Source organism: Nocardioides sp. NPDC057767, from assembly GCF_042798275.1.
Classification (GTDB): Bacteria; Actinomycetota; Actinomycetes; order Propionibacteriales; family Nocardioidaceae; genus Nocardioides.
Window position 1 is genome coordinate 176,475 of record NZ_JBHVKJ010000001.1, and the last position, 20,387, is coordinate 196,861.

20 protein-coding genes are annotated in these 20,387 nt (G+C 71.7%); 13 read left to right on the forward strand and 7 right to left on the reverse strand.

What is annotated here, in order from left to right; translation table 11 throughout:
• Positions 1-33 precede the first annotated feature (33 nt).
• From ACFVDI_RS00790 to ACFVDI_RS00810, 5 genes are read left to right on the forward strand one after another with little or no spacing between them, the layout of a single operon-like run.
• Entirely contained in the window at positions 34-831 is a 798-nt protein-coding gene (locus ACFVDI_RS00790) for an enoyl-CoA hydratase/isomerase family protein (protein WP_350715920.1), read from the forward strand.
• Positions 828-2,012: an acyl-CoA dehydrogenase family protein gene (locus ACFVDI_RS00795; RefSeq protein ID WP_350715918.1), complete on the forward strand. Its 1,185-nt coding sequence runs from the start codon at positions 828-830 to the stop codon at positions 2,010-2,012. The genes ACFVDI_RS00790 and ACFVDI_RS00795 overlap by 4 nt, the downstream gene beginning before the upstream one ends.
• Positions 2,009-2,920 carry an acyl-CoA dehydrogenase family protein gene (locus ACFVDI_RS00800; RefSeq protein WP_350715916.1) on the forward strand — a complete coding sequence of 304 codons (912 nt, stop codon included), beginning with the start codon at positions 2,009-2,011 and terminating at the stop codon, positions 2,918-2,920. Before ACFVDI_RS00795 ends, ACFVDI_RS00800 begins: the two co-directional genes overlap by 4 nt.
• 28 nt (positions 2,921-2,948) lie before the next feature.
• Positions 2,949-4,175 (forward strand): acyl-CoA dehydrogenase family protein, encoded by a 1,227-nt coding sequence (locus ACFVDI_RS00805; RefSeq protein WP_350715914.1) that lies wholly within the window; start codon positions 2,949-2,951, stop codon positions 4,173-4,175.
• A complete protein-coding gene (locus ACFVDI_RS00810; protein ID WP_350715913.1) occupies positions 4,172-5,302 on the forward strand; it encodes an acyl-CoA dehydrogenase family protein in 1,131 nt (376 codons plus the stop codon). Before ACFVDI_RS00805 ends, ACFVDI_RS00810 begins: the two co-directional genes overlap by 4 nt.
• A gap of 11 nt (positions 5,303-5,313) precedes the next feature.
• Here the strand turns inward: ACFVDI_RS00810 and ACFVDI_RS00815 are convergent, their stop codons facing one another.
• From ACFVDI_RS00815 to ACFVDI_RS00840, 6 genes are read right to left on the reverse strand one after another with little or no spacing between them, the layout of a single operon-like run.
• Positions 5,314-6,150 (reverse strand): enoyl-CoA hydratase-related protein, encoded by an 837-nt coding sequence (locus ACFVDI_RS00815; protein ID WP_350715911.1) that lies wholly within the window; start codon positions 6,148-6,150, stop codon positions 5,314-5,316.
• Between the two features lie 22 nt (positions 6,151-6,172).
• Positions 6,173-7,270, reverse strand: coding sequence for an acyl-CoA dehydrogenase family protein (locus ACFVDI_RS00820; RefSeq protein ID WP_350715909.1), 1,098 nt, complete (start codon positions 7,268-7,270; stop codon positions 6,173-6,175).
• A 3-nt stretch (positions 7,271-7,273) separates the two neighbouring features.
• Complete coding sequence (locus ACFVDI_RS00825) at positions 7,274-8,500, reverse strand: acyl-CoA dehydrogenase family protein (protein ID WP_350715908.1); 1,227 nt, start codon at positions 8,498-8,500, stop codon at positions 7,274-7,276.
• On the reverse strand, positions 8,497-9,543 hold the full coding sequence (locus ACFVDI_RS00830) for an acyl-CoA dehydrogenase family protein (protein ID WP_378899273.1): 1,047 nt from the start codon (positions 9,541-9,543) through the stop codon (positions 8,497-8,499). The genes ACFVDI_RS00825 and ACFVDI_RS00830 overlap by 4 nt, the downstream gene beginning before the upstream one ends.
• Positions 9,540-10,682 (reverse strand): acyl-CoA dehydrogenase family protein, encoded by a 1,143-nt coding sequence (locus ACFVDI_RS00835; RefSeq protein ID WP_350715905.1) that lies wholly within the window; start codon positions 10,680-10,682, stop codon positions 9,540-9,542. The genes ACFVDI_RS00830 and ACFVDI_RS00835 overlap by 4 nt, the downstream gene beginning before the upstream one ends.
• Positions 10,683-10,713: 31 nt before the next feature.
• On the reverse strand, positions 10,714-11,931 hold the full coding sequence (locus tag ACFVDI_RS00840; protein ID WP_350715904.1) for a CoA transferase: 1,218 nt from the start codon (positions 11,929-11,931) through the stop codon (positions 10,714-10,716).
• 173 nt (positions 11,932-12,104) lie between these two features.
• Here ACFVDI_RS00840 and ACFVDI_RS00845 point away from each other — a divergent pair, with 173 nt between their 5' ends.
• Genes ACFVDI_RS00845 through ACFVDI_RS00860 form a run of 4 tightly spaced genes read left to right on the forward strand, consistent with a single transcriptional unit; the run spans position 12,105 to position 15,693 of the window.
• Positions 12,105-12,878 carry an enoyl-CoA hydratase-related protein gene (locus ACFVDI_RS00845; protein WP_350715902.1) on the forward strand — a complete coding sequence of 258 codons (774 nt, stop codon included), beginning with the start codon at positions 12,105-12,107 and terminating at the stop codon, positions 12,876-12,878.
• Positions 12,879-14,096, forward strand: a complete 1,218-nt coding sequence (locus tag ACFVDI_RS00850) for a CoA transferase (protein WP_350715900.1) — start codon at positions 12,879-12,881, stop codon at positions 14,094-14,096.
• Positions 14,093-15,268 (forward strand): thiolase domain-containing protein, encoded by a 1,176-nt coding sequence (locus ACFVDI_RS00855; protein ID WP_350715898.1) that lies wholly within the window; start codon positions 14,093-14,095, stop codon positions 15,266-15,268. The genes ACFVDI_RS00850 and ACFVDI_RS00855 overlap by 4 nt, the downstream gene beginning before the upstream one ends.
• Complete coding sequence (locus ACFVDI_RS00860) at positions 15,265-15,693, forward strand: OB-fold domain-containing protein (protein WP_350715896.1); 429 nt, start codon at positions 15,265-15,267, stop codon at positions 15,691-15,693. The genes ACFVDI_RS00855 and ACFVDI_RS00860 overlap by 4 nt, the downstream gene beginning before the upstream one ends.
• An 11-nt stretch (positions 15,694-15,704) precedes the next feature.
• Here ACFVDI_RS00860 and ACFVDI_RS00865 read toward each other — a convergent pair whose 3' ends face one another.
• Positions 15,705-16,355: a TetR/AcrR family transcriptional regulator gene (locus ACFVDI_RS00865; RefSeq protein WP_350715894.1), complete on the reverse strand. Its 651-nt coding sequence runs from the start codon at positions 16,353-16,355 to the stop codon at positions 15,705-15,707.
• A 114-nt stretch (positions 16,356-16,469) separates the two neighbouring features.
• On the opposite strand from ACFVDI_RS00865, the gene ACFVDI_RS00870 reads away from it, so the two are divergent.
• Genes ACFVDI_RS00870 through ACFVDI_RS00885 form a run of 4 tightly spaced genes read left to right on the forward strand, consistent with a single transcriptional unit; the run spans position 16,470 to position 20,342 of the window.
• On the forward strand, positions 16,470-16,664 hold the full coding sequence (locus ACFVDI_RS00870) for a ferredoxin (protein WP_179658712.1): 195 nt from the start codon (positions 16,470-16,472) through the stop codon (positions 16,662-16,664).
• Positions 16,661-17,860, forward strand: coding sequence for an FAD-dependent oxidoreductase (locus tag ACFVDI_RS00875; protein ID WP_350715892.1), 1,200 nt, complete (start codon positions 16,661-16,663; stop codon positions 17,858-17,860). Before ACFVDI_RS00870 ends, ACFVDI_RS00875 begins: the two co-directional genes overlap by 4 nt.
• Positions 17,857-19,131 (forward strand): NAD(P)-binding domain-containing protein, encoded by a 1,275-nt coding sequence (locus ACFVDI_RS00880; protein ID WP_350715890.1) that lies wholly within the window; start codon positions 17,857-17,859, stop codon positions 19,129-19,131. The genes ACFVDI_RS00875 and ACFVDI_RS00880 overlap by 4 nt, the downstream gene beginning before the upstream one ends.
• The gene (locus ACFVDI_RS00885) at positions 19,128-20,342 is read left to right on the forward strand and encodes a cytochrome P450 (protein ID WP_350715888.1); all 1,215 of its coding nucleotides are present in this window, start codon (positions 19,128-19,130) and stop codon (positions 20,340-20,342) included. Before ACFVDI_RS00880 ends, ACFVDI_RS00885 begins: the two co-directional genes overlap by 4 nt.
• Positions 20,343-20,387 lie beyond the last annotated feature (45 nt).

The following is a 20,387-nucleotide window of genomic DNA, read 5'->3' on the forward strand; positions in this document are numbered from 1 at the left end:
CGCACCCAACCGTGACGGCTACGAGGAGAGATGATGGACAACCCCTTCGCCCCCGAGCTCCTCATCGAGTCACGAGGTGCCGTTCGCGTCGTGACCTTGAACCGACCCGAGGCGATGAACGCCACCAATGAGGCCCTCCACGACGCCCTGGTCTCGGTCTGGCAGCACCTCGCTCAGGACCGCGACGCCCGCGCCGTGGTCCTGACCGGCGCCGGCCGGGCGTTCAGCGCCGGCGGCGACTTCGAGCACTTCGTCGAGCTGTGGGACGACAGGTCCGCACGGCGCCAGGAGATCGACGGCGCCGGACGCCTGGTCCGCGAGCTGCTGGAGTTCCCGCTGCCGGTCGTGGCCGCCGTCAACGGCCCGGCGGTCGGCCTCGGCGCCAGCCTCGCCGCCTGCAGCGACATCGTGCTGATCGCGGAGTCGGCCTATCTGTGCGACCCGCATGTCGGCGTCGGGCTCACCGCCGCCGACGGCGGTGCACCCACCTGGCCGCTGATGATGAGCATGCTCCGCGCCAAGGAGTATCTGCTGACCAGCGCCCGGATCCCCGCGGCGCTCGCCGTCGAGATCGGGCTGGCCAACCGTGTCGTGCCCGATGCCGACGTGCTCGGTGAGGCGCTCGTGCTGGCCGAGCGGCTCGCCGCCCAGCCGCCGCACGCCGTGCAGACCACCAAGCGCGCGCTCAACATCCACCTCAAGCGGGCGGTCACCGGTGTGCTGGAGTACGCCCTCACCGAGGAGTACGCCGCCTTCGACACCCCCGAGCACCGCGCCCTGATCACCGCGTTCCTGGAGAAGAGCCGCGCCAAGGCGGCCGCGTCGTCGTGATCCCCGAGACTGCCGCCGATCTGGTCGCGGACCACCGGGTGTACGCCGCCGCGCTGCGTGCCCACCTGGCGCCACCCCGTCAGGGGGCGGATCGGTTCGCGGGTTGGCGCGGCGTACTGCATCGGACGACCGAGGGGCAGTGCGCCGCCGACGCCGGGCTGATGGGCGAGCTCCATGCCGGCGGATGGAACCGGGTCGGGTGGCCCGCCGAGGCGGGCGGCCTGGGCGGCGACGTACGCCACCGGGCGGTGCTCTACGACGAGCTGGTCGCCGCCGGCCTGGCCATCCCGCTGCCGTCGCTCGTGCTGGAGGTGCTCGGGCCGACCCTGGCGCGCTTCGCGCCGGCGCTCGCAGCCGAGCTGCTCCCCCGGGCCCTGGCCGGCCTCGAGTGGTGGGGGCAGGGGTTCTCCGAGCCCGAGGCGGGGAGCGACCTGGCCGGGCTGCGCTGCCGGGCGAGGCGTGACGGCGACGCGTACGTCGTCTCGGGTCAGAAGCTGTGGACCAGCCTGGGCGCGACCGCGTCGCGCTTCGTCTGCCTGGTTCGTACGGGCACGGTCGAGTCGCGGCACCGGGGCCTCTCGATGATCGTGATCGACCGGGACTCCCCCGGTGTCAGCGTGCGACCGATCGCGATCGCGAGCGGCCGCAACGAGCTCGCCGAGATCTTCTTCGACGACGTCCGGGTCAGCGCCGACCGGCTGGTCGGGCCTGAGGACGGCGGCTGGGGCGTGGCGATGTATCTGATGCAGTTCGAGCGCTCGATGTATCCCTGGCAGTTGGCCGCCGCCGGTCTCGGCCGACTCCGCGACCTGGTCGGCACCGTGCGGGGCTCGGAGGTGCCTGACGGGCTGACCACCCGGATCGGGGAGGTCTACGCCGACCTGGTCACCCTCCGCGCTCGCAGCGCGCAGACCATCCGGCGGCTGGCCGCCGGCGAGCCGGTCGGCCCGGAGGCGGCGGTCGACAAGATCGCCACAGCCCGGGCCGAGACCGGGCTCCACGACCTGGCCCGCGACCTGCTCGGGACAGACTTCGTGCTGGGCGGCTCGGTCAGGCACGAGGAGTGGCGCGAGGAGTGGTGGTACAGCCGCTCCGCGACCATCCTCGGCGGCTCGGCGGAGGTGCAGCGGACCGTCCTCGCCGACCACGTGCTACGGCTGCCGAAGGAGGTGGCCTCATGACCGCACTCGATGCCCAGACGCTCGCCTCAGTGCGTGTCTCGCTCGACGAGGTGCTGGCCGGCACCCCTGGCGACCTCTCTTCCGCGCTGGCCGAGCTGGGCTGGGCGGACGTCGTCGAGGCCGACAGGGAGACCGCAGCGGTCCTGCTCTTCGGCGCCCAGGGCCGGGCGCTGGCCTCCACACGGCTCCTGGACGACGTGGTCACGCACGCACTGGGCTCGCCGGAGGGCACCGTCGTGGCGTACGCCGGGATCCTGCTGGGTCGACCCGAGGAAGGCACCGAGCAGGTGGTGGTCCTCGACGAGAATGCCGCGGCCGTGCTGCCGATCACGGAGGTGTCCGGGCGGCTCCAGCCGGTGCGGGGATTCGACCGGGCCACGACCTGGCACCGCCTCGACACCACCGCGAGCGGAGAGCCGCTCGACGTCAGCGCCGAGACCTTGGCCCTCGCCGTCGCTGCCGCGCGCAGGGCCCTCACCGCCGAGATCGTCGGCGTCTGCGAGACGGCGCTGGCGATGGCGGTCTCGCACACCACCGTCCGGCACCAGTACGGCCGCCCGCTCGCCTCGTTCCAGGCCGTGCGGCACGCCTTGGCCGAGGCGCACGCCGCCATCGAGAACACCCGCGCGACCCTCGAGGCAGCGGGCGTCGCCGACGCCCCGGTGGCGACCGTCGCGCGTGCCGCCCGGGTGGCCAAGCACCGTGCCGGCACCACCCAGGCCCTGGTGATGCGACACGTCGTACAGGTGCACGGCGCGATGGGGCTGACCCTGGAGAGCGACGTGCATCGGGCCGTGACCCGGGCGGCCGCGCTCGACGTACTGCTCGGCTCCTCTCGCGAGCTGAGCACACGGCTGGGCCTCGACCTGCTGTCCGGCGCGCCCGCCGAGCCGATCGCCGCCATCTAGCTTCAACATGATCTAGGAGACCTGTGTGATGACCACGACCGAGGCGGACCCGCTCGCCGCGTTCGCCGACGAGGCCCGCGCCTTCCTGGACGCCCACGCCGAGCGCCGCAGCACCGACGCCGTCATCTGGGGCAAGGGCGAGGACCACACCGGATACTTCAGCGAGGATCCGCCCGAGGTGGAGCAGGCGTTGGTCGACCAGGCCCGGGCCTGGCAGCGGACCCGCTACGAGAACGGTTTCGGCTGGATCACCGGCCCGGAGGCGTACGGCGGCCGTGAGCTCAGCGGGGTGCACGATCTGGTCTATGACCAGATCGAGGCGGAGTACGACGTGCCTGACACCGGGGTGCTCTCGCTGATCGGTCTCGGGATGATCGGACCGACGATCCTGTCCCACGGCCGCGACGAGATCAAGGAGCTCTACCTGCCGGCGATGTTCCGCGGTGAGGTGATCGCATGCCAGCTCTTCAGCGAGCCCGGCGCCGGTTCCGACCTCGCCGGGGTGCAGACCCGCGCCTCGCGCACCGAGGACGGCTGGGTGCTGCGCGGCCAGAAGGTCTGGACCTCGGTCGCCCAGCACGCCCAGATCGGGATGGCGCTGTGCCGCACCGACCCCGACGCGCCCAAGCACAAGGGGATCACCGCGTTCCTGGTGGACCTGTCACTGCCCGGCGTCGAGGTGCGGCCGCTGCGACAGATGAGCGGCGGCGCGGAGTTCAACGAGGTCTTCCTGACCGACGTCCACGTGCCCGACGACCATCGGCTCGGCGAGGTGAACGGCGGCTGGCGGGTCGCGCTCACGACGCTGATGAACGAGCGGGCAAGCGTGGGCAACGAGGCCTCCACCGGGGTCGCCCGGGTGCTGTCCGACGGGTTCCTGGCCGCACTGCTGCACGAGTCCGGGCACGGCGAGGACGCGGCCGCGCGCCGTCGGCTGGCCGAGATCACCGCGGACCTCACCGCGGCCGAATACCTCAACCGAGCCACGATCCGGCGGCTGCGCAGCGGCGCCCAGCCAGGCCCGGAGGCTTCGGTCTCCAAGCTGCTGTGGGCGCAGAACCTCACCCGGATCGCCCACCTGGCCGCCGAGCTGGTCGGCCCGCGGCTGACGGCGGACACCGGCGAGTGGGGCACGTTCTCGTGGAACGAGCTGCTGCTCTCCGCCCCGGCCTTCCGCATCCTCGGCGGCACCGAGGAGATCATGAAGAACATCCTGGGCGAGCGTGTCCTCGGCCTCCCGAAGGAGCCGTCATGACCAAGACCACGACCATCACCGAGGGCGAGCTGGAGGACCTGCGCGGCACGGTCCGCGCCTTCCTCGCCGAGTACAGCGGCGAGCAGGCCGTACGCCGGGCTGTGGCCGCCGACCCCGGCTACGACGTCGACCTGTGGCAGCGGCTCGCCACCGAGCTCGGGTTGCCGGCGATGGCGATCCCGGAGGCGTACGGCGGGGACGGGTTCGGCCTGGTCGCGCTCGGCATCGTGCTCGGCGAGATGGGGCGCGCGATGACGCCCGGGCCGTTCTTCTCCTCGGTCATCCTCGCTGCCGGGGCACTGCTCGCGTCGGGTGACGAGACCGCCTGCTCTACCCGTCTCCCGGGGATCGCGGACGGGTCGGTGGTCGGCACGCTCGCAGTGGTAGAGGCGGATGGGGCGTGGCGTACCGACGGGTTCGCCACCACCGCCCGGGAGGACGGCGGCAGCTGGGTGCTCACCGGCGAGAAGACGCTCGTCCCCGAAGGCAGCAGCGCCGACCTTCTCCTGGTCGCAGCCTCGACCCCGGCGGGGCCCGCGCTCTTCGCCGTCGACGCCGGCGCCGCCGGGCTGAGCGCCGGCGCGCTGCGTACGCTCGACATCACCCGGCCGATCTCCCGCGTCGCCCTCTCCGAGACGCCCGCGGTCCTGGTGGGCGACCTCGGCGCCGCACCGCAGATCCTCGCCGACGTACTGGTCCGCGCCAGCGTCGCCCTGGCCGCCGAACAGGTCGGCGCCGCCCGCGCCTGCTTGGAGATGGCCGTGGCGTACGCCAAGGAACGCGAACAGTTCGGCCGCGCGATCGGCTCCTTCCAGGCGGTCAAGCACAAGCTCGCCGACATGCTCGCCCGGGTCACCCTCGCCGACGCCGCCGCCACCGAGGCACTCCGCGCCGCTGACGGCTTCGACGACGCCCCACCGGCGGCCGTGGCCGCTGCCGTCGCCCACTCGGTGTGCTCAGAGGCGTTCATGTACGTCGCCGCCGAGAACATCCAGGTCCACGGCGGGATCGGGTTCACCTGGGAGCACCCGGCCCACCTCTACTACCGGCGCGCCAAGGCCGACCAGCTCATGTTCGGCGGCCCCGCGGTCTATCACGAGCGCCTGCTCGCCACCCTCGGCGTCTGATCAGCGTCTGATCAGCTGAGAAGGTCACCGGCCTGGGCGACGCGGCGGCCGGTGATCTCCTCGGGCGCGAGGTGGGGGTCGAGCGGGGCGAACTCCGGGTCCCGGCGCTCGAGGAAGCTGGCCACGCCCTCGCCGAAGTCACGGCCACCAGCCGCGTACGCCATGGCTCGGTAGGTGCCGGCGAGCGCCTCGTCGAAGCCGGTGTCCAGTCCGCTCCAGACCTGGTTCTTGATCAGGGCCATCGAGGCCGGGGAGCAGTGCCGGGCGAGGTCGGCGGCGTACGTCTGGGCAGCGTCGAGCAGGTCGTCGGGCTCGACGACGCGGCTGACGAGGCCGAGCTCGCGGGCCTCGTCGGCCTCGATCACCCGGCCCGAGAGCAGCAGGTCGAGCGCGTTCTCGATGCCGACCAGCCGCGGCAGGACCCAGGTGATGCCGTACTCCCCCGCGAGCCCGCGGCGGGAGAAGGCGGTGGTGAACCGGGCACCGCGGGCGGCGAAGCGTACGTCGCACATCAGCGCCTGCACCAGGCCCATGCCTGCGCAGGCACCGTTGATCGCGGCCACGATCGGCTTGCGGTAGCCGGCCGCCGTGGTCGGGGAGACGCGGCCGGACAGGTTCATGCCAGTGCCGACGGCCGACTCCAGGCGCTGGGCGTCGACCCCGGGACAGAAGGTGCTCCCCGCACCGGTCACCACGATCGCGCGGACCTCGTCGTCGCGGTCGAGCCGGTCCAGCTCGGCGAAGTACTCCCGCTCCATGACCGGGTCCCAGGCATTCCTGCGCTCGGGCTTGTCGAAGGTCACCGTGGCGACGCCGTCGGCCACCTCGACGCTGATGTGCTGTGGCATCGGTGCCGTCCTTTCGGGCTGGTCAGGGTCGGCCGAGGATCGGCGCGAGCGGGTCTGTGGCCCCGTCGAGGATCGCGGCGGCGAGCCAGTCGGTGGTCGCGTCGACCCCGCCGGCGAGCAGCTGAGCAGCCTTGGCGCGCTTGAGATAGAGCTGCGGCATCGCCTCGGCGGTGAACGCGATGCCGCCGTGGATCTGCATGGTGGAGGCGGCCACGTCGAACCCGGCCCGCAGCGCGTAGGCGATCGTCGCCGGGGCGACGAGGTCACGATGCCCGGGCTCGTCGAACCAGGAGGCGTACGCCGCCGCGACCGCCGCGGAGGTCGCCTGAGCGGCGACGAACATGTCCGCGCAGGCGTGCTTGACCGCCTGGAACCCGCCGATCGGCCGACCGAACTGGTGTCGAGTCTTGGCGTAGTCGACCGAGAGGTCGCAGCAGGCCGCCACCTGGCCGGCAGTCTCGCTGGCGATGGCCAGCCGGAGCAGCGTACGAGTCTCGGCGATGACCGTGGCGGCATCCGCCAGGCCGAGCGGGACCACGGGTGCGGTCTCGAGGTGCAGCCGAGCCACCGGGCGGGTCCGGTCCAGGTTGTCCAGGTGCTCGATGTGTACGCCGGGCCCGGCCAGGTCCAGGACCACGATCGCGTCCCCGACGACGACCAGCGCATGGGTCGCCACGTCGGCATCGATCACCGCCACCTTGGTGCCGGTCGCCGACCCGTCAGCCAGCGTCACCGGCCGCTCCGGATCGTCGAGGTCGGCGATCGTCACGACGGCCTCACCGCCGGCCAGCGCCGCCAGCAGGTCAGGCCCGGTCCCGGCGAGGTCCTGGCGAAGCACGAACGGTACGACCGCCACCGAGGTCAGGTGAGCCGCGGGCAGCAGCACCCGCCCGGCCTCCTCCAGGAAGATCGCCAGCGCCTCGGGCCCGGCGTCGGCGCCGCCGTGCTCGGCACCGACCGCGAGCCCCAGCACCCCCATCTCGCCCAGCCCCGCACGCAGGTCGGTCCGTCGCCCCTCCTCGACCAGCACCCGGGACCGATCCAGCGGGGCCAGCCGGGCCAGCCCTTCCCGGATCCAGTCGCGGTAGTCGGCCTGCTCCTCGTAGTCGAGCCGTTCCATCGCTCATCCCTCCTTCGTCACGCGCGGCTCGCGAGGCAGGCCGAGGGCCCGCTCGGCGATGATGTTGCGCTGGATCTGCGAGGTGCCGGCGTAGACGGTGCCGGCCAGCGAGTTCTGCAGGTGAACGGCGAGCCAGGAGGCCGAGGTGTTCGGCGCGCCGGGGTCGTCCGCGCGGAACCAGCGCATCGGCAGGTCGCCCTCCCAGACGAGCGCGTCGGAGCCGAGCACGTCGACCGCGATCGCGGAGAGCCGCTGGTGGTACTCGCTCCAGTAGAGCTTCGCGACCGACGCCTCCGGACCCAGCGTCCCACCACGGACGTACGAGGCCAGGATCCGGTCACCCATCGCCTTCATCACCAACAGCTCGGAGTACGCCGCGGCGACCCGTGCCCGGACGGCCGGGTTCCGCTCGGCGCCGCGCTCGCGCACCAGGTCCAGCAGCCGGGCGAGCTCGAGCCCGAACAGCACCGGGTTGACCGCCGCCTCCTCGCCGCGCTCGTGGCTGAGCAGCGAGTTCGCCACCGTCCAGCCGTCGTCGACGGCGCCGATCACGTTCTCGGCCGGCGTACGCGCGTCGGTGAAGAAGACCTCGCAGAAGTCGCGGCCACCGCTGAGCATCTCGATTGGGCGCACCTCGACTCCGGGCTGGTCCATCGGCAGGATGAGCATCGTGATGCCCTGGGTCCGGGGAGCGTCGGGGTTGGTGCGGGTCAGCGCGAACATCCAGTTGGCGCCCGCCGCGTTGGAGGTCCAGATCTTCTGCCCGTCGATGTGCCACTCGCCCTCGCGCAGCACCGCCTTCGTACGCAGGCTGGAGAGGTCCGAGCCGGACTCCGGCTCGGAGTAGCCCTGGCACCAGACGTCCTCGCCGGAGATGATCCTCGGCAGGATCCGCGCCTTCTGCTCCGGCGTGCCCCACTTGTTCACCGTGTTGCCCAGCATCTTGATCGAGACGGTGTCGCCCGGGGTGCCGACCGGCACCCTCGCTCGGGAGAACTCCTCCACGACCACCAGATGGTCGACCTTGGTCAGCCCCCGGCCGCCGTACGCCTCGGGCCAGGCCACCGCGAGATAGCCGCGCGATCCGGCGATCTTGCGCCAGCGCGCCACGAACTCCGCCCGCTCGGGGGCCGGCAGCGCGCCCACACCCTGCCAGTCGGCGGGCAGCTCGGCGCGCAGGAACGCCCGCACCTCCTCGCGGAAGCCCGGGGTCTCACCAGTGCTGGTCAACGCGTCTCTCCTTCATGCTCGATGCGTCCGATGAGTGCGGACCACGGGTCGGTGCCGGCCGAGGCCACGATCTCGGCGACGCGCCGGTCCCAGTGACGTACGGAGCCGTAGTCGCTGCGCCAGGCGAGCACCGGCCGGGTCAGCTCCTGCAGCGGATGCTCCAGGGTCGTCCCGATCGCGCCGTGCACCTGGTGGGCGTTCCGCACCACCACGTCTGCGGACACGCCGAGCACCGAGCGGGCCACCGCGACCGCCCGCTCCAGCTCGGCGAGGGTCGCCTGGGAGGAGTCGTACGCCGCGGCCACCGCGACCGCTGCGTCGGTCGCCGCGGTGAGCAGCGTCGCCTCCGCGGCGGCGTCGGCGACCAGGTGCTGCACCGCCTGGAAGCGGGCCAGCGGGCGGCCGAACTGGTGACGCTCGGTGACGTGCCGCACGCACAGGTCGACGATGCGCTCGATCGCCCCGCTCGCCTGCACCGCCCGTACGAGCGCGCCGCGCAGGCCGAGCGCGGTCGCGACCTCCGCCGATACCGACACCGAACGCCTCAGTGCGACCGGGTCGATGCTGACCCGGTCGCGAGGCGCGCCGGCGAGGTCGCGGCCGGCGACGATGGTGACCTCGCTCGCGGCGAGGTCGGCCACGAACCAGGACCCGTCCGCGGGCCAGAGCCCGACGATCCGGTCGGCCTGCGAGGCCCACGGCACGGCCGGGTCGAGGCCGGCGGAGTCGAGTCGGGCCAGCGTACGGACCTGGTCGTCGGCCTCGATCCCGGCGGTGCCGAGAGCCCATCCGGCGAGCGCGTCGTGCTCGGCCAGCGGCACCGGGGCGGCGTGCCGGGCGGCGGCGCGCAGCAGCTCGGCGAAGGTGGGCCAGTCGGCCTCGCGGGCCAGCCGGGTCAGGCCGAGCTCGGTCAGCTGCCCCCACAGCGTCCGGTCCAGGTCGAGAGTCGCGCCCGCGGACGGCCGGGCGGCGCGCCAGTCGGCGAGCACCTTGTCGAAGAGCGCGGCCAGCTCCGGGTCGACGGCAGTGTCGGATCCGGTCATCCGCGCAGCCCCCAGCCGCGCGCGATCACGCCGCGCAGGATCTCGTTCGTGCCGCCTCGGATGGTGAACCCGGGGCGCTGGACCAGGGCCGTGGCCGCCAGCCGAGCCAGCCGCTCGTCGGTCGCCGTCTCGCCGACCATCGTGCCGCCGAGCTCGGCGACGTCGCCCTCATGGGTGGTGCCCAGCACCTTGGTGATCGCGGCGGCCACGTCGACCGACTCGCCTCGGGAGAGCCCACCGGCGACCGCGGAGGAGAGCTGGTGGAGCGCCGCGGTGCGCGCCAGCGCGCGACCCACCTCGGCGCCGGGGCTCTCGGCGGACAGCAGCGCGGCGAGCAGCGGGAAGGTGCTCAGGAACCGCTCCGGTCCGCTGCGCTCGTAGCCGAGCTCGGAGGTCACCTGCTCCCAGCCCGCGCCGATCGTGCCGAAGACCCACTCCTCGGCCACGCGCACCTCGTCGAGGAAGACCTCGTTGAAGTGGTGCCGCCCGTCCATCGAGACGATCGGCCGCACCTCGACCCCGGGCACGCGCAGGTCGACTACGAACTGGCTCAGGCCGGCGTGCCTGTCGCGCTCGTCGACCGGCGCCGTACGGGCCAGCACGATGAACCGGTGCGCCCGGTGAGCCCCGGAGGTCCAGACCTTGGTGCCGCTGATCCGCCAGCCGTCGCCGTCGCGGGTCGCCCGGGTGCGCACCGAGGCGAGGTCCGAGCCGGAGTCGGGTTCGGACATGCCGATGGCAAAGTACGTCTCCCCCGCCGCGATCGCCGGCAGCAGCGCGCGCTTCTGGTGCTCGGTGCCGTACTTCAGCACCGACGGCGCGATCTGCCGGTCGGCGATCCAGTGCGCGGCCAGTGGCGCACCGGCGGCGAGCAGCTCCTCGGTGACCACGAACCTCTCCAGGAACGTACGTCCCCGCCCGCCGTACGCTGTCGGGATCGTCATTCCCAGCCAGCCGCGCGCGGCCAGCCGGCGGGTGAACTCCTCGTCCCAGCCGGTCAGCCACGAGTCGACCTGCGGCGTGATCCGGCCGCTGCCGAACTCCTCATCGAGGAATGCCCGCACCTGTCGGCGCAGGTCGAGCAGGTCCTCGCTCTCGACAGCGACCTGTGGCAGGTGAGGGCGTCTGGTCGTGGTCACCCTTGCGGCAACCATCGGTTGGCGACCGCCGTCACAGGATCGCCCCACTCTCCTTGAGCGCGGGCAGGTCCTCCCAGTCGTACCCGGCCTCGATCAGCACCAGCTCGGTGTGCTCGCCGTGCTCGGGGGCTCGGCTGCGTGCATTGGGCTGCTCGTCGAACTGGACCGGGCTGTCGACGACGGCGAACTCGTTGTCGCGGCCGTCCTTGAGCCGGGGCAGGTAGCCGTTGGCGATCACGACCGGGTCGGAGTGGAGGTCGACGGCGTTCTGCACCACGTCCCAGACGCCCTCGAAGCCGTCGAAGGCCTTCTTCCAGTGCTCCAGCGGCTGCGCGCCGAAGGCGGCCCGCAGCTCGGTGACGCACTCCGCGCTGTTCCGGAAGCGGACCCCGGCGTTGGCGAAGCGCTCGTCCTCGATCAGGTCCGGGCGGCCGAGCCGCTCGCAGAACTCCTTCCAGAACCGGTCTGCCTGCAGCAGTACGAACGCGAGGAACCGGCCGTCGGAGGTCTGGTAGAGGCTGGTGACCGGGTTGGGCATCTTGTCCAGGTCGTACTTCGGCATCGGGTTGCCGGTGACGCCCGCGGCGACGACGTCGGTGGCGATCTGCCACATCGCGGTCGAGACCAGCGAGACGTCGACCAGCGACGCCTCCCCCGTGCGGTCGCGCTTGAACAGCGCGCCGACGATGCCCGAGGCGAGCGCGAACCCGGCGAACAGGTCACCGAAGGCCGGGCGCTGGATCGGCGGGTAGCCACCGCCGATCGGAGCGTACGCATCCCCGATGCCGCCACGCGACCAGTAGGCCGCCAGGTCGTAGCCGCCGCGGTCCGCCTCGTCGCCCTTGGTGCCGTAGCCATGGCCGCGGGCGTAGATGATCCTGGGGTTGATCTTGCGCAGGTCCTCGGGCTCGATGCCCAGGCGCTTGCGGGAGTCGGGCAGCAGGTTGGTGACGAACACGTCGGCCGACTCGATGAGCTTGAAGAGCACCTCGCGGCCCTTCGGGTTGGCCACGTCGATCCCGACGCTGCGCTTGCCGCGGTTCGGCTGCTCGACGAAGTGGTTGATGTCCCCGGCGCCGGGGACCATTCCCGAGTTGATCAGTGCACGCTGCGGGTCGCCGGTCTCGGGATGCTCGATCTTGAGGACGTCGGCTCCCCAGTCTGCCAGAACGGCGCCCGCAGTGGGCACGAAGGTCCAGGCCGCGAGCTCGACCACGCGGATTCCGGAAAGCACCTGGTTGTCAGACATGCGTACCCCTCGGTGAGAACGTTGTGTGACCTAGGACACTAGATCGAGTTGACGATAGCGTCAACTGGTTCCGAACATCCTTTGCCTGCCAGGCGCTGTCGACCGCTTCTTTCTTTTGACGCTTTTGTCAAGTACGGTGTTGGCGAGCCCGTAGCCCATCCGGAGGAGTGCCCATGACCCGCGTCCTCGTCACCGATGACGGACCGGTCCGGACGATCACCCTGAACGCTCCTGACCGCCTCAACGCCCTCGATCTCGACCTCCTGGCCGACCTCCGAACCGCCATCGCCGACACCGCGGCGACCGACACCGTCGGAGCCGTCGTCGCGACCGGCGCCGGACGCGGTTTCTGCGCGGGCGCCGACCTGAACGGGATGTTCGGCGATCTCGACCGGCCGACCGAAGAGATCCGCGACCACCTCCGCGGGGTGTACGCCTCGTTCCTCGGCCTGCGCGACCTCGCCGTGCCAACCCTGGCTGCGGTGCAGGGCGCCGCGATCGGCGCCGGACTCAACATCGCGCTTGCCTGCGACCTGATCGTGGCCGGCCCGAGGGCCCGCTTCGGGCCCACCTTCACCCAGATCGGCCTGCACCCGGGCGGCGGCTGCACCTGGATGCTGGTCGAGCGCGTGGGCCGGTCACGCGCGCTGTCGCTGCTGCTGGACGGCGCGATCATCGACGCGTCCCGGGCCCGCGAGATCGGCCTGAGCGACCTCGACGCCGAGGACCCGCTCACGAGCGCGCATAGGCTGGCTGCGACGTACGCGTCCCGCGCTGGACTCAGCCGGGCCGTCAAACGCTCCGTCGACGGGGCCACGAGGGCGGATTTCGAGGAGTCGATCGCGACCGAGGCGTGGGCCCAGGCGGAGTCGACCCGGGACGAGGCCTTCCGCGCCTACCTGGCCGACTTCGCCGAGAAGCGCCCGGGCAAGGACGCGAGCAGGTAGATGTCGACACCGTCCACGGATCTGCTCGAAGGCCTCCGCGTCCTCGATCTGACCACCACGTTCATGGGCCCCTACTGCACGATGCAGCTGGCCCGGCTCGGCGCCGAGGTGATCAAGGTCGAGGAGCCGAACGGCGATCTCACCCGCGGGATCCTCGACCACGACGGTCTCGGGCTGGGTCCGATCTTCCTCAGCGCCAACCACGGCAAGCGCAGTCTCGCGGTCGACCTGAAGGACCCCCGCGGCCGCAACCTGCTCATGGAGCTGGTCGCCACCGCGGACGTGTTCGTCACCAACCTGCGCCCGCAGGCGGTCGCCCGACTCGGGCTCGCACCGGAGCGGATCCTCGAGGCCAATCCTCGCTGCGTGGTCGCGAGCCTGGTCGGATTCGGGCCGGGCGGCAGCTATGACGGACTGGCGGCGTACGACGACGTGATCCAGGCGGTCAGCGGGATGGCCGCCGTCCAGGGCGGCAGCGGCGAGCCGGCGTACGTGAGATCGGCGATCGCCGACAAGACCGTCGGACTGGTCGCGGCGAACTCGATCCTCGCGGCACTGCTCGCTCGCGAGCGGACCGGCGTCGGCCGGATCGTCACCGTGCCGATGTTCGAGGCGATGGTGGCCTTCAACCTCCTCGACCACCAGGGCGGGCACACCTACGACCCGCCCCGCGGAGAGACCGGCTACCCACGGCTGATGTCGCCGTTCCGGCACCCGTACGCCACCAGCGACGGCCACCTCGGCGTAGTCGTCTACACCGACCGGATGTGGCTGTCGTTCTTCGATCTGATCGGCCGCCCCGAGCTCGCCGAGGAGCCTCGGTTCCGCACCATCACCGGGCGCACGCAGCACATCGACGAGCTCTACCAGCTCGTCGAGGGAGAGCTCACCAAACACCCGTCCGCCTACTGGATCGAGGCGCTGCGCGCCGCGGACATCCCGGTGATCGAGGTGCGCACCCTCGGCGACCTGCTCGATGACCCGCACCTGCGCGAGGTCGGCTTCTTCGAGCCGGTCGACCATCCGGTGGCCGGCCCGCTGCGGCTCGCCCCCTACCCCGCGACGTTCTCCCCGACCCACCCGGTCGCGCTGCCGCCCGCCCCGCTCCTGGGCCAGCACACCAGGGAGGTCGCGCAGGAGACGTCCCTGTCCCCCACCGACGTCCAGACACTCCTCGACGAGGGCGTGCTGGTCGAGACGATCGGAGCCGTTCGATGAACTCCCTCAACGGAGCCGCCGTGATCGTGGGCGCCTACGAGCACCCAGGACGGAAGCTCCCCGACCACACCGTCGCCCAGGTGCACCGCGAGGTCATCCACGGCGCGCTCGCCGAAGCCGGCCTCACCATCGCTGACGTCGACGGCTTCTTCTGCGACGCGACGACACCGGGTCTGGGCCCGGTCGACCTGATGGAGTATCTCGGCATCCAGGCGAGGGTCACCGCCTCCGGCGAGCTCGGCGGGGCCACGTACGTCGCCTATGTCGGCCAGGCCACAGCGGCCATCGCCGCAGGTCACTGCCGGGTCGCGGTGATCACCCTGGCCGGGCTGCCGAGCCAGGCGAGCACCAAGAGCGCGGCCCTCGAGCTCGCTCCCGGGCCGGTGGCGAGCTTCGAGAGCAACGGCTTCCGCGGCGGCTACGGTCCGGTCGCCGACTACGCCCTGGTCGCCCGGCGGCACATGCACGAGTTCGGCACCACCCCCGAGCAGCTCGCCTGGGTGCGCGTCGCCGCCTCCGAGCATGCCAAGCACAACCCGAACGCGAGGTTCCAGAAGCCGATCACGGTCGAGGAGGTGCTGGAGTCGCCGATGATCGCCGACCCGCTGCACCGGCTGGACTGCTGCGTGATGACCGACGGCGGCGGCGCCTTGGTCGTCGTACACCCCGACATCGCCCGTGACCTCGGCCGCCGCGGCGCCCTGCTCCGCGGCTACGGCGAGGCGCACAAGGACTCCTCCTTCGGCCAGGTCGACCTGACCTACTCCGCGAACCGGCGGGCAGGCGAGCAGGCGTACGCCGAGGCGGGCGTCGGCCCCGCCGACATCGACTACCTCGGCCTCTACGACTCCTTCACCATCACCGTCCTGCTCGCCCTGGAGGATCTCGGCTTCGCCGAGCGCGGCCGAGGCGGGGCGTACGTCGAGGATCTCGGTCTCACCGCCGCCGGCGGTCGGGTGCCGGTGAACACCGACGGCGGCGGACTGATGAACAACCACCCCGGCAACCGTGGCGGGATGACCAAGGTCATCGAAGCCGTACGCCAGCTTCGCGGCGAGGCGACCCCCGCCGTCCAGGTGCCCGACTGCGAGCTCGCCCTCGTCGCGGGCACCGGTTTCCGGCTCTCCCAGCGCCACTACAGCGCCGCACTCGTCCTGGAGCAGTTCTCATGAGCACCTACTTCTCGCCCGGCCTGCCCACCGACCCGCCGGTCCTCGACCCCGAGACCCGCCCCTACTGGGCCGCGGCCGAGCAGGGCACCCTGGTGGTGCCGTTCTGTACCGCCTGCGAGCAGCACTTCTGGTATCCCCGCGGCTTCTGCCCCCGGTGCGCGGGCGACGCCGTCGAATGGCCGCAGGTGAGTGGCCACGGGGAGATCTACAGCTACTCGGTCGTACGCCGCGGGTTCGGCGCCTGGGCCGAGCACACCCCGTTCGTGATCGCCTGGGTCACCCTCGACATCGGCGTCACCGTGCTCACCAACGTCGTCGGCTGCACCGAGGACCAGCTCGCGGTCGGCCTCCCCGTGACGGCGCTGTTCGAGGCCGGAGAGGGCAACCCGCCGGCGCTCCGGTTCACCCCGCGCACCGGCTCCTGACGACGCGGGAGTCAACCCTCCAGGTCCGGCAGCGCACAGGCAGCCAGATGCAGTGCGTCCCGGATGGCCTGGTCGATGCTCAGCTCCTCCTGATCCGCCCACGCCCAGTGCTCGACGGCCGCGGTGAGAGCGGCATTGAGCACCATGCCCTGGACCAGCACGGGCAGGCTGTCGGGACTCTGGCCGCTCCTGTCGGCCAGCATGTGAGTGATCTCCCGGACCGCTTCGTCATGGCCCTGGAGCCAGACGGCTCGCAGCCCGGGCTCGGTCCTGGTCAGACGCACGAGGCCGCGCAGCGAGTCCAGCTCGCCGGCCGTGGCGAACGCGACCAGGGCACCCTCGCGCAGCAGGTCGGAAGGTGACCCGTCCGACAGACACTCGCGCAGGCGACCGACCAGGCCGTCGATGCCCGCGGTGAGCAGGGGCTGCACGCACTGCTCCTTGCTCGAGAAGTAGCGCCACAGCGTCCGGGTCGACATCCCAGCTGCGTTGGCGATCTCCTCGGCCGAAGTGCTCGCCACCCCTTTCGCCATGAAGAGGCGTACGGCCTCGTGGGCGATCTCCAGCTGGGTGGTGCGCCGGCGGCGATCGCTGATCCGGGGGCGGCCGAGACGGGGACCGGACTGTCCTGCGGGGGCCACCGGGTCACTGGCTGTGCTCATGTCGCAATTCTCACTTTTTGTCTCGCCGTGTCATTTTTGGCGCGTCGCGCCAAAAAGAGTACGTTCTCGTCTGTTCCATCCGAACGACCCAATCACATCCATCGGAGGTTGTTGATGCAGATTTCCATCGAGACCGAGAAGTGCTGCGGCGCGGGACAGTGCGTCCTGGCCGCTCCCGAGGTGTTCGACCAGCGCGAGGACGACGGGATCGTCATCCTGTTGGAGGAGAACCCGCCGGAGTCGGAGCATGAGAACGTACGCCAGGCCGCGGCCCTGTGCCCGGCAGCATGCATCGCGGTGCACGAGTGAGCCGCCCGTCACGCATCGTCGTGGTCGGCGCCTCGGCCGCCGGCCTCAGCGTGGTCGAGGGGCTGCGGCGCGGCGGCTACGAGGGGTCGCTGACCCTCATCGGCGACGAGTCGCATCTCCCCTACGACCGGCCGCCGCTGTCCAAGCAGCTGCTCTCCGGCGAGTGGTCGCCCGAGCGGCTGGCGCTGCGCTCGACCGAGGCGATCGACGCGCTCGACCTGGACCTACGGCTCGGCAGCGCCGCCGTCGCGCTCGACGCCGAGGCCCGCGAGGTCACGCTCGTCGACGGCGACCGGATCGGCTACGACGCCCTCGTGGTCGCCACCGGGACTCGCGCCCGACGGCTGCCCGGGACCGACGGCGTGGCCGGAGTGCACGTGCTGCGTACGTTGGAGGACGCGCTCGCTCTGCGTGAAGAACTGGCTCCCAAGCCACGTCTGGTCGTGGTCGGTGGCGGGTTCGTCGGCGCCGAGGCGGCGGCGGTCGCCCGTGACCTCGGCTGCGAGGTCACGCTCGTCACCAACGTCGCCCAGCCGATGGGCGATGTGCTCGGGGACGATCTCGGCGCGATGCTCCGTGTCGTCCACGCCGAGCGCGGCGTCTCGATCGAGACCGACGCCATGGTCGAAGGTGTGCTCACCTCCGACGGTCGGGTCGCCGGCGTACATCTGGCCGGTGGCCGGATGATCGCCGCCGACGCGGTCCTGATCGGCATCGGCGCGGTTCCCAACGTGGAGTGGCTCGCTTCGAGCGGTCTCCCGGTGGGCAACGGCGTGGAGTGCGACGCCACCCTCCACGCCGGCTCAGGGGTGTGGGCGGCAGGCGACATCGCCTCGTGGCTCGACCCACGCACCGGCGAGCGCCTGCGGATCGAGCACCGGACCAACGCCGCCGAGCAGGGCCTGGCCGTGGCGCGCAACATCCTGGCCGGCCCGGATGACGCGGCCCCGTTCGAGTCCGTGCCGTACGTCTGGTCGGACCAGTACGACCTGAAGATCCAGATCTACGGGCGCACCCGCGGCGCCGACGAGGTGCGGATCGTCGAGGGCAGCCTCGAGGACCGCAGGCTCGTCGCCCTGTTCGGAAAGGACGGCCGCGTCAGCGGCGTGGTCGGGGTGAACCTGGCCCGCGCGACCCGCGGCTACCGCAAGCTGGTCGCCGAGGCGGCCCCTATCGAGGAATCGAGCGCAGCATGACCACCCAGAACACTCCCAGCGACACGCTCACGGCCGGCGTCATCGGCCTGGGCATGATCGGCGGCGGCGTCGCCGTCAGCCTCGCCCGCCGCGGCCGCGTACCCGCGGTCTACGACATCCGTCCCGACGCCTCCGCCAACCTTGCCGGCGTCCCCGACCCGCTCTCCTCCCCCGCGCGGGTGGCCGAGGAGAGCGACGTGGTGATGGTCGCCGTCGTCGACGCCGACCAGGCCCGCGCGGTGATCGGCGGCCCCGACGGGCTGCTGTCCGCAGCCCACCCCGGCCTGACCATCGTCCTCCAGGCGACGGTCGCGCTCCCGGTCGTCCGCGAGCTCGCAGACCTGTGCGTCGAGCACGGTGTCGGCTTCCTGGACTGCGGCGTGACGCCAGGTGACAAGGCCGCCGAGAACGGCATGGTCGCCATCATCGGCGGCGACAAGGCCGTCGTCGACGCCGCGCGTCCCGTCCTCGACGACTGGGCCAAGAAGGTCGTTCACTGCGGCCCGACCGGCGCCGGGATGGCCACCAAGATCGCCCGCAACGTGATCACCTACGGCAGCTGGCGCACGGTCGCGGAGGCCGCGGCCCTCGCCCGGGCCGCCGGGGTAGACACTGCCCGGCTCGCCGAGGTCGTCGACACCGCCGACCCCGAGGGACGTACGCTCCTGCAGCTGCTCCGCATGGAGGGTCCCGACGGCACGCTGCCGGCCGGGATCGGGAGCAAGATCGAGCCGCTGATGACCAAGGACCTGGCCGCTGCCCGCGACCTGGCCACCACGCTGGGTGTCGACGTCCCGCTGGTCGAGGTCGCCCAGGCCAAGGCCCGGGAGACCACGCAGCTGCCCGAGGTCACCGAGACACCGGCCGAGCCTGCCGACGTGCACCAGTTCGGCCTGGAGATGATGGACCAGGTCTACGGACCGGGCTTCAGCGCCGCCATGCCGGAGGAAGCGGACCCGTTCACGGCCGAGACGGTCGACTACCTCTTCGCCAAGGTCTGGTCCCGGCCCGGGCTCTCGGTCAGGGACCGCCGTCTGCTCACCCTCGGCGTCGCCGCGACCGTCGGTAGGCCCGAGCTGATCCAGATCATCGCGAACGGCGGCCTCGTCAACGGCGAGCTGACCGCCGACCAGCTCGGCGAGGCCGCGCTCCACCTGGCGACCTACACCGGCTGGTGCAAGGCCACCGCCACCCACGCGGGCATCACCGCCGCCATCGCGGCCAACACCGAGCCCGACAGCACCCCCGACGACACCAAGGAGTCCAAGTGACCGAGACCCTCATCGACCAGCCCGCCCTCCGCGAGCCGAACAGGCCGTTCGACCCGCCCACCGCGTACACCGACCTGCGTGAGGACGAGCCTGTCACCAAGGTCCGCTTCCCCAACGGCAGCACCGGCTGGCTCGTCACGCGCTTCGAGGAGGGCGGCCAGGTCTTCACCGACCCCCGCTTCAGCGCGAAGCGCCACCGCCACGACACCCCGGAGGGCGAGGTGGCCACGGCAGACGACGAGACGCCGTTCGACGTCGGCTTCGTGTTCATGGACGAGCCCGACCACAGCGTCTTCCGTCGCCTGCTCACCGGCCGGTTCACCCCGAAGGCGGTCCAGACCAAGCTCCAGCCCTACATCGACAAGATCGTCGACGAGCACCTCGACGCGATCGAGGCCGGTCCGGAGACCTTCGACTTCGTCCAGGCGATGTCGCTGCCCATCCCATGCCTGGTCATCTGCGAGCTCCTCGGCGTCCCGTACGAGGACCGCGACGGCTTCCACGACGCCACCGTCGACCTGATGGACATGGGCAAGCCCCGCGAGGTGCGGGACAAGGGCGCCCACTGGCTGATCAGCTACATCACCGAGCTCGTCGCCGACAAGCGGCGTACCGGCGCGACCGACGGCATCCTGGCCGAGCTGATCAACAAGACCGACGGCGACCAGACCCCCATGACCGAGGAGCAGCTGATCGGCCTCGGTGTACTCCTCCTGTTCGCCGGGCACGACACCACCGCCGCGATGATGGGCCTCTCGACCCTGACCCTGCTCACCCACGACGAGCAGCGCCAGGACCTGATGGCGCACCCGGAGAAGATCGGCAGCACCGTCGAGGAGCTGATGCGCTATCTGACGATCGTGCAGTTCGGCCTCGGCCGCGTGGCCAAGGAGGACCTGGAACTCGGCGGCGCCCAGATCGAGAAGGGCGACCTCGTCGTCGTGGCGATGAACGCCGCCAACCGCGACCCCCGCGCCTTCGACGACCCCGACACCCTCGACATCGACCGCAAGGCGTTCCGCCACATGGGCTTCGGCTACGGCATCCACGCCTGCCTGGGCCAGAACGTCGCGCGCGCCGAGCTGCGTACCGTCCTGCCCAAGCTCTTCGAACGCTTCCCCGACCTTCGCCTGGCGACCCCGCTGGAGGAGGTGCCGATGGACTTCACCGGCACCAACTACGGAGTCCTCAAGCTCATGGTCACCCGCTGAGCCGTCTCGAACGACGCGGGGGTGTCGAGCACGAGCCCGGCACCC